This is a genomic window from Collinsella sp. AM33-4BH (genome assembly GCF_003469205.1).
GTDB lineage: Bacteria > Actinomycetota > Coriobacteriia > Coriobacteriales > Coriobacteriaceae > Collinsella.
Map to the genome: position 1 here is coordinate 23,971 of NZ_QSIN01000015.1, position 13,529 is coordinate 37,499.

12 protein-coding genes are annotated in these 13,529 nt (G+C 58.0%); 3 read left to right on the plus strand and 9 right to left on the minus strand.

From position 1 onward, the window contains the following. Positions 1-265 precede the first annotated feature (265 nt). The 3 genes from DW821_RS09345 to DW821_RS09355 all read right to left on the minus strand — a co-directional run bounded on the left by DW821_RS09345 (position 266) and on the right by DW821_RS09355 (position 2,733). Positions 266-1,015 (minus strand): amino acid ABC transporter ATP-binding protein, encoded by a 750-nt coding sequence (locus tag DW821_RS09345; protein WP_199584349.1) that lies wholly within the window; start codon positions 1,013-1,015, stop codon positions 266-268. A 53-nt stretch (positions 1,016-1,068) separates the two neighbouring features. Continuing rightward, a complete protein-coding gene (locus tag DW821_RS09350) occupies positions 1,069-1,722 on the minus strand; it encodes an amino acid ABC transporter permease (RefSeq protein WP_233553049.1) in 654 nt (217 codons plus the stop codon). A gap of 150 nt (positions 1,723-1,872) precedes the next feature. Beyond that, positions 1,873-2,733 carry a transporter substrate-binding domain-containing protein gene (locus tag DW821_RS09355; protein ID WP_118066633.1) on the minus strand — a complete coding sequence of 287 codons (861 nt, stop codon included), beginning with the start codon at positions 2,731-2,733 and terminating at the stop codon, positions 1,873-1,875. A gap of 338 nt (positions 2,734-3,071) precedes the next feature. Between DW821_RS09355 and rlmD the strand changes: the two genes are divergently transcribed. Further along, positions 3,072-4,520, plus strand: a complete 1,449-nt coding sequence (gene rlmD, locus DW821_RS09360) for a 23S rRNA (uracil(1939)-C(5))-methyltransferase RlmD (RefSeq protein ID WP_118066635.1) — start codon at positions 3,072-3,074, stop codon at positions 4,518-4,520. Between the two features lie 78 nt (positions 4,521-4,598). Here the strand turns inward: rlmD and DW821_RS09365 are convergent, their stop codons facing one another. The 5 genes from DW821_RS09365 to tilS all read right to left on the minus strand — a co-directional run bounded on the left by DW821_RS09365 (position 4,599) and on the right by tilS (position 11,327). Beyond that, positions 4,599-5,420, minus strand: coding sequence for a phosphatase (locus tag DW821_RS09365; protein WP_118066637.1), 822 nt, complete (start codon positions 5,418-5,420; stop codon positions 4,599-4,601). Between the two features lie 159 nt (positions 5,421-5,579). Continuing rightward, positions 5,580-6,770 (minus strand): pyridoxal phosphate-dependent aminotransferase, encoded by a 1,191-nt coding sequence (locus DW821_RS09370; RefSeq protein ID WP_118066639.1) that lies wholly within the window; start codon positions 6,768-6,770, stop codon positions 5,580-5,582. A gap of 179 nt (positions 6,771-6,949) precedes the next feature. After that, positions 6,950-9,088, minus strand: a complete 2,139-nt coding sequence (ftsH, locus tag DW821_RS09375) for an ATP-dependent zinc metalloprotease FtsH (RefSeq protein ID WP_118066641.1) — start codon at positions 9,086-9,088, stop codon at positions 6,950-6,952. A 1-nt stretch (position 9,089) separates the two neighbouring features. After that, the gene (gene hpt / locus DW821_RS09380) at positions 9,090-9,638 is read right to left on the minus strand and encodes a hypoxanthine phosphoribosyltransferase (RefSeq protein ID WP_118066643.1); all 549 of its coding nucleotides are present in this window, start codon (positions 9,636-9,638) and stop codon (positions 9,090-9,092) included. Positions 9,639-9,785: 147 nt separating this feature from the next. Continuing rightward, positions 9,786-11,327: a tRNA lysidine(34) synthetase TilS gene (gene tilS, locus DW821_RS09385; protein WP_199584348.1), complete on the minus strand. Its 1,542-nt coding sequence runs from the start codon at positions 11,325-11,327 to the stop codon at positions 9,786-9,788. A 48-nt stretch (positions 11,328-11,375) separates the two neighbouring features. Here tilS and DW821_RS09390 point away from each other — a divergent pair, with 48 nt between their 5' ends. Continuing rightward, positions 11,376-12,185, plus strand: coding sequence for an MBL fold metallo-hydrolase (locus tag DW821_RS09390; protein ID WP_118066645.1), 810 nt, complete (start codon positions 11,376-11,378; stop codon positions 12,183-12,185). Between the two features lie 81 nt (positions 12,186-12,266). On the opposite strand, the gene DW821_RS09395 is transcribed toward DW821_RS09390, so the two are convergent. Further along, positions 12,267-12,698 carry an Hsp20/alpha crystallin family protein gene (locus DW821_RS09395; RefSeq protein ID WP_055251783.1) on the minus strand — a complete coding sequence of 144 codons (432 nt, stop codon included), beginning with the start codon at positions 12,696-12,698 and terminating at the stop codon, positions 12,267-12,269. A 275-nt stretch (positions 12,699-12,973) separates the two neighbouring features. On the opposite strand from DW821_RS09395, the gene DW821_RS09400 reads away from it, so the two are divergent. After that, the gene (locus DW821_RS09400) at positions 12,974-13,441 is read left to right on the plus strand and encodes a hypothetical protein (RefSeq protein WP_118066647.1); all 468 of its coding nucleotides are present in this window, start codon (positions 12,974-12,976) and stop codon (positions 13,439-13,441) included. Positions 13,442-13,529 lie beyond the last annotated feature (88 nt).

A 13,529-nucleotide genomic window follows, 5' to 3' on the forward strand; every position in this document is an offset into this window, starting at 1 on the left:
GACGCCAACGGGGAGAGTTCGCGGTCGGTGCCGTCCCGGAAGCAGCATGGTCGGCAGCCGAGCCGACTCACCCTCCAAATGTCCTATGCCACCACCCTACCCTCACGGGTGACTGCCCATGCATACCTTTCGGCGCACGTATGAATACAGGCGGCGAGAGGAAGGAGAACGTGCGCGAGGCGATTATTGGACCCCGCCGATGCAAATAAAAAGCCGTCGCAGACCGTAAGACCTGCGGCGGCTTCTTCTCAATACATAGCTGAGCCTAGCCCTCGATACGGCTCAAGAACTCACGGGTACGTTGCTCATGTGGATGATCGACAACCTGCTCGGCAGGACCCTCCTCGACAATGCGACCGCCATCCATAAAGACCACGCGGTCGGCAACATCGCGCGCAAACTGCATCGCATGGGTCACGATCACCATCGTCATATTCTGCGCGGCCAGATCCTTGATGACGCGCAGAACCTCGGCCGTCAGCTCTGGATCGAGCGCCGAGGTCGGCTCATCAAAGAACAAGATTTCCGGGTCGAGCGCCAAGGCGCGGGCGATACTCACACGCTGTTGCTGACCGCCCGAAAGCTCACATGGCACCTTGTTCTCGTTGCCCGTAAGCCCCATCTGCGCGATCAACTCACGCGCACGTGCTTCGGCCTGTTCGCGCGGGCGCTTAAGCACGCGAATCGGAGCATCGGTGATGTTTTTCATCACGGTATAGTGCGGAAACAGATTGTAGTTCTGAAACACCAGGCCAAATCGCGAGCGTGCCTGCTTGGGCACGTCGCCCTTCGCGTATACCGCACCCGACCCCGCGTCCGTCGCAACGGCAAGGTCGCCAAACGAAAGCGAGCCACCGTCGAGCGTCTCGAGCAGCGTCGCGCAGCGCAGAAGCGTGGACTTACCGCCGCCCGAAGGCCCGATAATCGCCACAACCTCGCCACGCTTTACCTCGAGTGAGATATCCTTGAGCACCTCATTGCCGCCAAACGCCTTACGCGCGTTCGATATATTCATTACCGTTCCGGACACGGGAACCTCCATGTGTTTGAAAAGCACGACGGAACAGGCTAGTCGTGGTAGTAGTCAAGTCGCTTTTCGGCAGCGCCCAGCAGCATCTCGACGACGAAGTTAAAGATCCAGTAAATCAGTGCCGCGATTGCAAACGGCACCATGCTCACCTGCGAGGCGACCAGCGCCTTGGCCGTCGAGAACATCTCGCCCACGCCGATGGCGAACGCCAGCGACGTGTCCTTGACCAGTGTGATGATCTCGTTGCCCATCGCCGGCAAAATGCGCTTGGCGACCTGCGGCATCACGATATACAGAAACGTCTGCATGCGCGAGTAGCCCAGCACCTCGGCAGCCTCGTATTGACCGCGCGGAATGGACTGCAGGCCCGAGCGATAAATCTCGGCAAAGTAACCGGCGTAGTTGATGATGAATGCCACGGCACACGCCGTCCACTTGGAATCGGGCGTGAGCGAAATGCCAAACACGTAGTACGGGGCAAAGTAGATGGCAAACATCTGCAACATGAGCGGCGTACCGCGCATGACCGAAATGTAGATGCGCGCAATCCAGCGGAGCGGCGCAATTTTGCTCATGCGCATAAACGTCACGGGGATTCCCAGCGGAATCGACCCCAGCAGCGTCAGCACAAACAGCTGCAAACTGACCAAGAATCCCTGGCCAAGCATCTGCATCATGACCTGAATAGACAACCTAAGCTCTCTTTCGCGACAACAGAACAGCAAACCCAATGCTAAAGCGGGTTTTCCAGGTGCTCGAGTTTGCCGTGAAAGAGGAGCGCCGCGTACTAAATGTACGCAAGCGACGGCTTGAACGGCAAAATCGGGTGCCTGGGAAAGCCGCTATTTGAGCACCCAGTTGTCGAAGGATAGACCGTAGCTCGCATACTTATCGCACAGGTCCTTGACCGTACCGTCCTCATAGAGCGCCTTGAGCGACTCGGTCACGGCGTCGGCCGACTTGGTGTCGCCCTTCTTAAAGCCGACGGCGTAGTGCTCGCTGGACAGCGGCTCATCAAGCTGCGTATAGGCATCGGGCTTGGCGGCAAGCTGATACTGGGCAATCGAAAGGTCGCAAGCCACGGCATCGACCGCGCCGCTCTCGAGCTGCATAAAGGCCGTGTTGTACTCGCCGATGGTGTCGAGCGTGGCAAATGTCGCCGCCAGATCCTTCTGGTCACCCTCGAGCACATCCTGCGCAGCGGAATCGGTCTGGGTAATCACGGTCTTGCCGGCAAGATCGTCCCAGCTCTTGATGCCCGCGTCCTTCTTGACCACCAGCACCTGCTCATTGAGCATGTACGGCTCGGAGAACGTGTAATCGTCCTCGCGGCCCTCCTTGGTAAAGCCATTCCAGATACAGTTGATGGCACCCGAGTTGAGCAGCGTGTCCTTGGCATCCCAGTCGATGGCCTCGTATTTGACCTCCCAGCCCTGCTTATCGGCAACGGCCTTGGCAAGGTCGAGGTCAAAGCCGGTGTACTCGCCGTCATCGCCCACAAAGCCGTACGGAGGGTAGGACTTGTCAAAGCCCACCACGAGCTTCTTGGACTCCGCGGCGCCCCTCACATCCTTGGCCGCGGCAGAGCCAGCAGCGGAGCCCTTGCCGGCACCACCGCCGCAGCCGACAAGACCAAGGCCAAGCACCGTGGCGAGCGAGCCGGCTAGACCAACAAACTGACGACGAGACATATCGGTATTCATGGTATTCCCCCTTGGTGGCACTTTAGTTAAGTAAAGTGAGTCATGTAACGTTCAGAATCATACACTTTAGCGCGATAGAGCACAAGGCGAGTTTGCCCGCCGCGTGAGGGGTGTGGGGGTTAAGTTTCCTGCTCTACAGTCCCGCTCACGACGGAGGCCACATTAAGTGGCCTCCTGTTCGTGCGGAACTCGCGATAAACTTAACCCCCACACCCCTCACGCGGCGGGCAACCGTCGTTGGGCGTATCACTGACACGAATAAACCGCTTGCATATCGTCTGCTGGCTTGGCACGGTACAATACTTGCAGCTTAAATTCATGAATTAGTGGAGTTATTGATGGCAGAATCTCGTACGGAGCGTAAGGCTCGTCGTGCTTTGATCGAGGCAGCTGAGGGGTTGGAGGAGAAAAAATCTTCTAAGAAATCCAAGTCGTCTCAGGACGCGAAGGGTAAGTCGACCAAGAGCAGGGCTAAGACCAAGCGTTCTGACTCTCGTCGAGGCGGGGACAAAGCGCCTCGGACTCGTTCCAAGCGCCCACATAATGATTCGGCTTCGTCTGCGCGTAAGGCCGTGGACCCCAAGTCTCCCTGTTCGATCATGAAAGCTTGCGGTGGGTGCACGGCGCTCAATCGTCCTTATAAAAAGCAGTTGGCAGCTAAGCAGGCTGCTATAGAGGAGCTTTTTGCTTCGCTCTGCGAGCGTGAGGGTATTAGCGTCGACCCCATTCGCGGTATGGGCGTCACCCTGGGCGACCCGGGCAAATATCCTGCGCCGCGCGGTTTTCGCCATAAGGCTGCCACCCCCTTTGCTCCCGGCAAGGAGGGCGCTGTCCGCAGCGGCTTTTTTGAGCGCGGCACGCACAGAATCGTTGCCGTTCCCGAATGCCCCGTTGAGGCACCGGGCGCCCGACAGATTCTCAACGGCATCGCGCGCGAGGCCGAACGTCTGCACATTCCCGCCTTTAACGAGGACAAACATCTGGGCTTGCTTCGCTATGCCGTCGTTCGCTGCGGCTGGCGCACCGACCAGATCATGATCACCCTTGTGACCGCCCAGCGCGACCTGCCGCATGCGCAGGAGTTCTTTGAGGCCGTCGCTGCACTCGATCCGCGCGTCGTCACCGTCGCCCAAAATATCAACGGACGTCCCGGCAACGCCATCCTCGGCGAGGAAACTCGCATCGTCTATGGCGCCGAATGCATGCGCGATCAATTGCTCGGCTGCGAATTCGACATCTCCCCCACCGCGTTCTATCAGACTAATCCGCAGCAAACCGAGCTGCTCTATCGACTCGCCATTGACGGCATGGATTTGCAGCAGGGCGACGTACTCATGGATGCCTACTGCGGCAGCGGCACCATCGGTCTTTGCGCAGCCAAAGATGCCCAGAACAAGGGTATCGGCATCATGCTGCTCGGTGTAGAGCGCAACCCGGCGGGCATTGCCGACGCACGCCGCAATGCCGAGCTCAATGGCCTCACCCGCAGCGCCTGGTTTATGGCCGACGATGCCACCGATTACATCCTAGATGCCGCCGACAACAACGAGCGGGTCGATGCCCTTTCCATCGATCCGCCGCGTGCCGGCTCTACTCCCGAGTTCCTCGAAGCTGCCTGTGCACTTAAGCCGCGCCGCATCACCTATATCAGCTGCAACCCCGTGACCCAAGAGCGCGACCTGCACCAGCTCCTCGACGGAGGCTATCGCCTGCTCAAGATCACGCCCGTCGACATGTTCCCCCACACCGACCATACCGAAACCGTAGCGGTCCTCGAGCGCCGCTAACCAACCTCAGTAGATTTTTGGGACAAGAAAGGGGGCGGCCCGCCTGGACCGCCCCCTTCGCTTGGTTTATAAACTCCGCTAGATCCCCTTGCGCAGGTCACACACGCCGGCTGCCGCCATCTCGCGCAGCAGCGTTTCGCGGTCACGTGTCACGATCAAGTCCAGCGGGAAGTGAATCTCGTCGAGCATCTTGCGCGCCTGGTCGAGCTTGCCAATCGCCATGCCAATATGCGCATCGGTCGAGACGCCAATCCCCACGCCCAATTCGGCGCAGCGCTCGGCAATCTTGCGGCACACATTCCAATGCTCAGCATCCGTGCCATGCTCAAGACTATGGTTGTTGATCTCAATGATCTTGTGCTTGGCCTTGGCCGCCAGCAGCACCTCGTCGATATCGAACGGAACGCCCGAGCGCCCCGTGTGACCCAGCATGAACACCTTGGGGTGCTCCAGGGCATTGATATACATCTCGGTCGTCTGGGCCAGCGTCGCGCCTTCAGCGAGCTGCGGATTATGCACGCTTGCAACCAAATAATCCAAATTACGCGTAACTAGGTCGAACAGCGAATGCTGACGGCTGTACGGATCGCCGGCGATATCGAGCGTGACAGGAGTGTCCTCGCCAAACAGGCTTCCGTCCAGTGAAACGATATCGGCCTCGGCACCACGCAGCACCAGCACGCCGCTCCATATGCGCGGCCAGATATCCTGGTTGATAAAGAACTGGTAACTGCGCAGGTCATTAGGGCAAGCCGTAACCATTGAGCTCAGATGGTCGGCAGATCCGAGCACCTGCAAGCCACGCTCTGCCGCCCAGTACACATTTTCCTCAATGGTCGAATATGCATGCGCAGAGAACATCGTATGGGTATGAATGTCACAAGAAAGCAGGTAGGGCATCGGGTCTCCTTGTCCAGTATGGCCGTCGCGTATATTCATTGTACGCATAGCCTTCGGCAGTCGTAAAACCGCTCCATCCCAATGACACAACGTCCATGACAACGGGGTCTGGCTTAACACCAAACCCCGTTTCACGTAAAACATTGTAAGCAGAGCGCTTTACTTTCGACGATACTCGTCGGCCAGTTGCTTCCAGGCAGGCAACGAATTGACGATGGTCTCGTAACTCACGCAATAGCCCAGGCGGAACCAACCCGGCATACCAAAGCTGTCCGAGGGAACCGCAAGTAACTCATACTTCTTTGCGCGCTCGCAGAAGGCGTTCGCATCGGGCTCCAGCGCTTTCACCCATAGGTAGAACGCGCCATCCGGCTCAACATAGGTATAACCGTAGTCCGCCAAGGCGTCGGTGAGCGCCGTGCGGTTGCGCGCATAGGCCTCAACGTCACTCGGCTCATCGATGCAATCGATAATCACGCGCTGGAAGAGCGCCGGTGCGCATACAAAACCCAGCGTACGGGCAGCACCCGCAACAGCCGGCATCAGACGCGCAGCCTGCGGATTGGTGTTGGGAACCAAGATCCAGCCCACGCGCTCACCAGGCAGCGACAGCGACTTGGAATACGAATAGCACACGACGGTGTTCTCGTAGATAGATGGTACCCAAGGCACCTCGGCACCGTACACGATCTCGCGGTACGGCTCATCCGAGATGAGCATAATCGGATTCTCGGGACCGCGCTGAGCGTTGGCCTCGCGCAGAACATTGGCCAGTCGCGTCAGCGTGTCGCGCGTATATACGGCACCGGTCGGGTTGTTGGGCGAGTCGATGATGACGGCCGCCGTCTTATCGGTAATCGCCTTGCGCACGTTGTCTACGCTCAGCTGGAACGTATCTTCATTGGCGGGTGCCTCGACACACGTGCAGCCGGCCTTCTCAATCCACACGCGATACTCCGGGAAGTACGGAGCGATAACAATGACCTCGTCGCCCGGGTTTGTAACGGCATTGAGTGTGCAGGTGAGCGAAGCCGCAGCGCCCACCGTCATAAAGACGTCCTTGCCCTCATAGCTCGTGCCAAAGCGGCGGTTGAGCGACTCGGCCACGGCGGTACGGCACTGCGGCAGACCCGGTGCAGGCGTGTATCCATGCAGCTGGTCGCTCGGCAGCTCCAAGGCCTTCTTAATGGACTCAGCCACGGCGGCAGGTGCCGGAACGCTCGGGTTACCCAGTGAGAAATCGAACACGTTTTCCGCGCCGATCTGTGCCTTGCGCTCAAGGCCATGGCTAAAGATCTCACGGATGATGGAGCTTTCCGCACCGCGAGCATACATAGTTTCGTTGATCATCTGTTCCCCTTTCACATAGGCGCTATTGTACGCTTTAGCTGAGCAAAGTGCCGCAGCAATGTTGATTGGGGACAGACTTAAATGCGTGAAAACGCTCATTTAAGTCTGTCCCCAATCAACATACCGCTCAAAAGAAAAAGCCTCCACAGGTTTCCCCGCAGAGGCTTTCGCTACAAGAACTATTTGTCGGCGTCGGTGTTGCCGTCAGCGTTGACAGCATTGCCATCACCGGCATCATCGGATGCGGCTTCGGCATCCTCCTGCATGGCCGCCTGCGCAAAGGCCGCGGCATCAGCCGCCAGCTCCTCCTCGCTCATACGAGGCGCGCGCTTCTTGGTCGGCATGCCGGCCGCCTTGGCATTGCGCTCCTCCTTGGCCGCCAGGATATCGCCCTCGCGCTCAAGGTAGGCATCCCACTCGTTGTCGAGCAGGGCGTTCACGGCGTCGCCTTCGACGGTCTCGCGCTCAAGCAGCACCTTCGCCATCAGATCGAGCTGATCGCGACGGGCGTCCAGGATCTCGACCGCACGACGATGGGCCTCGCGCATGATGCGCTGAACCTCGATATCAATGCGGCGCGCCGTCTCCTCGGAGTAATCCTGATGATCGGCATAGTCACGGCCCAGGAATACCTGATGCTGCGCCTCGCCAAAGACCTGAGTGCCCAGCTCCTCGCTCATGCCCAGACGTGTGACCATCTCGCGCGCCATCTTGGTCGCGCGCTCCAGGTCGTTGCTCGCGCCCGACGTGATGTCATCGCACATGAGTTCCTCGGCAACGCGGCCGCCCAAGAACACGGCAAGCTCGTCGAGCATCTCGTTCTTGGTCTTGAGGAAGTGGTCCTCCTGCGGAAGCTGCAGCGTGTAGCCCAGGGCCTGACCGCGGCTGACGATCGAGATCTTATGAACCGGATCGGAATGCTCCAAGATGTGGCCCACCAGGGCGTGGCCGCTCTCATGGTAGGCAATCGTGGTGCGCTCGGCTTCGGTCATCACGCGACCCTTGCGTTGCGGTCCGGCAATCACGCGCTCCATCGACTCCTCGACCTCGTCCATCGAGATCACGGAACGATGGCGGCGGGCAGCCAGCAGCGCAGACTCGTTGAGCAGATTTGCCAGATCGGCGCCGGTGAAGCCAACGGTCATCTGGGCGAGCTTCTCAAACTTCACGTCCTCGTCCATCGGCTTGTTCTCGGCATGCACGCGCAAGATCTGCTCGCGGCCCTTCACATCCGGACGGTCGACCGTAACCTGACGGTCAAAACGGCCGGGACGCAGCAATGCCGGATCCAGAATATCGGGACGGTTGGTCGCAGCGATCAGGATGACCGACTCGCTTTCCTCAAAGCCGTCCATCTCGACCAGCAGCTGGTTGAGCGTCTGCTCGCGCTCGTCGTGACCGCCGCCCAAGCCAGCTCCGCGCTGACGTCCCACGGCATCGATCTCGTCAATAAAGATGATTGACGGAGCCTGAGACTTGGCCTCCTTAAAGAGGTCACGCACACGGCTGGCGCCGACACCCACGAACATCTCGACAAAGTCGGAACCCGAGATGCTAAAGAACGGCACGCCCGCCTCGCCGGCAACGGCCTTGGCCAGCAACGTTTTACCGGTGCCCGGAGGGCCCACCAGCAACACGCCACGCGGGATCTTGGCGCCCAGCTTGCGATAGCGATCCGGATCGCTCAAAAAGTCACGGATCTCCTCGAGCTCCTCGACTGCCTCGTCCACGCCGGCAACGTCCTCGAACTTGACCTTGGGACGCGTAGCCTCGTTGGTCTTGGCATTGGTCTTGCCAAACTGCATGTTCCTATTATTGGCGCCCATCATCTGGCGCATAAAGTAGAACATGATGGCGATCAGGGCAATCGTCGGCAGCACACTCATCGCCAAGTCGCCCCAAAAATCGGGGTCGTTGGTGTTGACGATGTACTTGGTATCGGGGTGCTCCGCCATAAGCTCGGCAAGCGAATCGGAGCCGACATAGGTCGAGGAGAAGCTCTTGAGCTCGCTCGTATCGCCCTTGTCCTTTTTTGTCTTCCAGTAATGACCCGCCACGCTTCCGTCTTGAACCGTATAGGTCAAATCTTCGACGCGGTCCTGCTTAATGGCGTTGACCATCTCGCTCGTCGCGAGCTTAACGGTATTGCTGGAATTGGCAAAGCCGGAGCCCATGTTAAAGAAGGCGTAGCCCAGAAGCGCGCAAGCCAAAATAAAATACAGCCAGCCCGTACGCGTGGGCTTCTTGCCTCCGGGCACCCCCGGGATCTTAGGCTCCCGGGGAGTCTGGGAATTGTTATCGTTACGGTCGTCGGGCATCTTACGAATAAACCTCCGGTTTCAAAATGCCCAGATACGGAAGGTTACGATAGCGCTCGGCATAGTCGAGGCCGTAGCCCACCACAAAGGCATCAGGGCAATGGGTTCCAACATACTTGGGCGTGATGGCCGAGGTACGGTCCTCAACGTCCTTCCACAGGAAGGCGGCGACCTCCAGAGAAGCGGGCTTGCGGCTCTCGAGGTTCTTCATCAGATACTTGAGCGTCAGGCCCGAGTCCAGAATGTCCTCGACGATCAGCACGTCGCGACCGCGGATGTCGATATCCAGGTCCTTAATGATACGCACGATACCCGAGGACTTCACGCCGTCGCCATAGCTCGAAACAGCCATGAAATCGATGTTGGTCGGCAGCTCGATCTTGCGCATCAGGTCGCCCATAAAGACCACGGCGCCGCGCAGGACCGCAATCAGCACCAGATCCTTACCCGCGTAGTCGCGAGTAATCTGCTCGCCTAGGCGAGAGACGATACCGTCGATATCCTCCTGCGCAAACAGAACCTTCTCGATATCCGGATGTTGAGAAGCCATGACAACCCTTTCTTGTGCTTATCGCCCACACACCGCCGTATGGACGCGAACTACACATTCTAGCAGCGCACGGGGTATATTTACCAGCCCGTGCGCCATCAGCGCGGGAATACCGTCAACGTCGCACAGAATAGCTGGCGTGGGACGCTATTCCGCATCGACCACACGAAGCAGATACGCCACGCGCGTTGCGGCCGTGCATTTAAAACGCTCGTCCGTGCGAACGCCTGCGACCCATACTACGGCACCTCCCGGAGCCGTTCTTACCACGGGTACGCCAGAGCGGTCTGAAACAGGAATGCGCGCCTCGTTCAACAGGTCTGACACTTTCTTGCTTCGGCCGTTCATCCCCAACGGGCACATCACGTCTCCCGGCACAGGGCTATCCACCCACAGGCGCGCCGATCGTGCCTCGGTGGGAATCTCCCCGCGCGAGCCGGCTAACATCCGCTCGCCATCGCAGTCGGCAAACCCCAGGGCCGCCGCATCCACCAAGGCCGCAACCTTTCCGGCTGCAGCAAGCTCGCGGGCACGGTGCACGATATCGCACCCCGGCTCCACAGCCATCGGCTCTGCGACCAGCACACGTCCCCCGCCCAACGGCAAACGACCGGGTACGGTAACCCAGTCCGCGACCAAGCCCTCGCGAGCCACCGGCGCCTTAAACGCCAGCATGCCAAACTCAATGCGTGCGTCAATCCCCGCCGGAAGCGTGACTGAGCCGGCGCCCTCAGCAACGCAGGAAAGGACTCGCTCCACATGTCGCATCTCTGGACGAGCGTCCGGATCGATGCGCTTAATCGCCAGTCGCACAATGCGCCGCGCGATTACCACCTCGGCCGCAGCAAGGCGCCTGGCATCGAGCACCAGCGCGCCCGCTGCCTCTTTGCGCAAACAGCTTCGAAACGCCTGTGCCGAAAGCTGAGACAAAAACGCGTCCTCATCGCCTAAGATCTCGCAGGCGGCGCCAATCGTCTTGCAGACGCTCGCGTTGCGCTGCGCCACCACCGGCATCACTCGATGGCGCACGTAGTTTCGCAGATACGAGATATCCTCATTGCTCTCGTCTTCACGCCACGGCTGACCATGTACCTGTAGATAGCCCACGAGCTCGCCATGAGTTAGGTCGAGCAAGGGACGCACCACGATATTCCTCCGGCGAGGAATGCTCGATAGGCCAGCGGGCCCCGATCCCTTAATCGCGTTCATCAAAAATGTTTCCGCGCGGTCCGACGAAGTATGCGCGGTACAGATACGAGCCGCCGTCCGCGGTGCGCCCGATTCGGCACAAAGTTCGCGAACATATCTCCGTGCCGCGGCATAGCGCACCTCGCGAGCCGCAGCCTCGATATTGCCCGATTCGTCATCAAAATAGGCATGCTCAACACACAGCGGCAAGCCGTATTGCGCGCACAGGTCACGTACAAAGGCCTCGTCGCCATCGGATGCCTCCCTGCGCAGATGATGGTTTACATGCAGCACGTGCAATCGCTCGCGCGCAATGGGAGCGACGCCGCGCCCGTCCTGGATATCCAGCTTTGATGTGCAAGCCATAAGGAGCAGTGCCGTCGAGTCCGCACCGCCTGATACCATGAGCACTACGGGGGCAGCGGCCTGCCGCGTTGCCAGGGCGCTCTTATCCGTCCTCGGCGCGGCATGATGTCCATAGTGCTGAGATACCGTTGGCATTCGCTTCCTCCTCTATTCGTCCGCACTCATTGTATCCTTTGGAATCTTATGTCTCGCCTGCACCTTCATATCCTCGGCAGCGGCTCAAAAGGCAACTGCGCACTCGTCGAGGGGCCTCAGGGGCTCATCATGATCGACAACGGCCTGTCCCGCCGCGAGACACTTAAACGCATGGCGGAGCTTGGCCTCTCGGCAGACGACGTCGCCGCTCTAGTAATCACCCATGAGCATGGTGACCATATCAAGGGGCTCGATGTATGGTGCAAGCACTGGCATGGTCCCCTCTTTGCCAGCAGGGACACCCTTTCATGCAAAGAAAACCTCGCGCACCTGCCCGTAGAGGAATTTGACCCCGGCGACACGCTCCCCATTGCCGGCATCCACGTGCAAACCTACTCAACATCGCACGATGTCATCAATCCTGTCGGCTATCGATTTAATGCTCTCGATGATTCCATTGGGTTTACCACCGACACCGGAGAGCTATCGAGCAAGGCCATAGGCATCCTCAAAGACTGTCGAGTTCTCGCGCTCGAAAGTAACCACGATGTAACTATGTTGCGCGAAGGAGCGTACCCCCGCTTTCTTCAGGAGCGCATCCTGTCCACAAAGGGGCACCTCTCCAACAACCAGGCCGCCGAAGCCGCGCGCGAACTTGTTACCGATCGCACCGAACAACTCATCGCCATGCACATCAGCCAGGACAATAATCGTCCAAGCCTTACCGTCAAAAGCTATGCCAACGCGCTTGATGCAAGTCTCGATGATGAACTCGGCAGTTCTGCCACCCGTCTTCAAGGGCCGCGGAAGCTCTCGATACGCCCTGCAAGCCAGTATCAACCGACAACCATTCAATAGCCCCTCAAGACAACAAAGGGGGGCTGGGAATCACTTCCCAGCCCCCCTTAACTCATACTCTCGATTGAAGCAGAGCCATCGTTAGTCGATGGAGATCTTCGTAACGTTCTTCTTCTCGACAATCTTGGGAACCGTAACGGTCAGGATGCCGTCAGCATACTTAGCCGAAAGGCCCTCGCTCGAAGCGTCCTTCAGATACACGCCGCGCGTCGCGCTGTACGAGCTAAACTCCTTCTGCAGGAAGTTCTTGCCCTCGTTCTCCTCGTCCTCCACAACGTTCACGCTAATCGACAGGCGACCCTCGTTAAGCTCAACGTCGATATCATCCTTAGCGACGCCGGTCAGATAGGCCTTGACCTCATAACCATCGCCCTTGTCCTCGACATCAACGGGGAACGCCTTGGAAGCAATCGAGTTGTTTGCAAGATCGGTCATATCATCAAACAAATCGAACAGCGAGCTAGCAGAAGGACGAACGCCAAAAACCGAACGATAAGGAACCATGCTTGCCATGTTTACCACTCCTTTTAAGGACTGCCGAGTCATCTTCTAGGTGACTGGGACTTCTTTTGACGCTGTTATATATGCCCAGCCTCTTCTTATATATACATCGACTATAAAGTTTTTTGAGTCTATTGATATAAGCATATCTAAGTCTGGTTGACTAAGGTTTTGTCTAATTAACGGAATTTGAACGAAGGCTTAAATAATGTATGCAATCCCATCAAAACTAGACGGCTGGCTTACAATGGGCGCATACACGATATTGATGACGAGCTAAGGGCATCATGGACGATCAAAAACAGGACAACACGTTTATGCCGGAGCAGGACGAAGCATCCAGCCCGCAACCGATTCGATTCCATCGCCCCCACATCTCGCAAGAGCCCATCAATGGCCCAGAGCCCAAATATGTGACAAGAAACCGATATCAAACGCTCGAAGAAGCCCAAACGGGACGTAAACATATGGGCGTTGCCTCGGGAGACCCTGTATATCTGAAAGACGCACCATTATCTAAAAACAGCGCAGCTAGTGATGAGCCGATGAAAGCATCCGCCGCTCATCAACAAAGAGGGCCTCGACCCAAGCAAACCTTGACGCATTCGGCTCGCTATCTCGAGACTCCAAAACAGGGAAAATCAATCTTCGTTTCGTCAAGTAAACGACGCAAGCAGCATCAGCTGACAATCCTGCTTATGATCATTGCGGCCATAGCAGTTGCCCTTGTTATACGATTTATTTTCTTTAAATAAAGGCTCAATACCGAAAACAACAAGATCGTCTGGTGTAATTGAGTCATTCACGCCCCGTAAACGCAAAAAAGGGGGAGGCCGCGAGGCC

Bases quoted from the DNA above. Each gene is read 5' to 3' on its own strand.
- DW821_RS09345 (WP_199584349.1), bottom strand. From the start codon at position 1,015: ATGAATATATCGAACGCGCGTAAGGCGTTTGGCGGCAATGAGGTGCTC.
- DW821_RS09355 (WP_118066633.1), bottom strand. From the start codon at position 2,733: ATGAATACCGATATGTCTCGTCGTCAGTTTGTTGGTCTAGCCGGCTCG.
- rlmD (WP_118066635.1), top strand. From the start codon at position 3,072: ATGGCAGAATCTCGTACGGAGCGTAAGGCTCGTCGTGCTTTGATCGAG.
- DW821_RS09365 (WP_118066637.1), bottom strand. From the start codon at position 5,420: ATGCCCTACCTGCTTTCTTGTGACATTCATACCCATACGATGTTCTCT.
- DW821_RS09370 (WP_118066639.1), bottom strand. From the start codon at position 6,770: ATGATCAACGAAACTATGTATGCTCGCGGTGCGGAAAGCTCCATCATC.
- ftsH (WP_118066641.1), bottom strand. From the start codon at position 9,088: ATGCCCGACGACCGTAACGATAACAATTCCCAGACTCCCCGGGAGCCT.
- hpt (WP_118066643.1), bottom strand. From the start codon at position 9,638: ATGGCTTCTCAACATCCGGATATCGAGAAGGTTCTGTTTGCGCAGGAG.
- tilS (WP_199584348.1), bottom strand. From the start codon at position 11,327: ATGCCAACGGTATCTCAGCACTATGGACATCATGCCGCGCCGAGGACG.
- DW821_RS09390 (WP_118066645.1), top strand. From the start codon at position 11,376: ATGTCTCGCCTGCACCTTCATATCCTCGGCAGCGGCTCAAAAGGCAAC.
- DW821_RS09395 (WP_055251783.1), bottom strand. From the start codon at position 12,698: ATGGCAAGCATGGTTCCTTATCGTTCGGTTTTTGGCGTTCGTCCTTCT.
- DW821_RS09400 (WP_118066647.1), top strand. From the start codon at position 12,974: ATGGACGATCAAAAACAGGACAACACGTTTATGCCGGAGCAGGACGAA.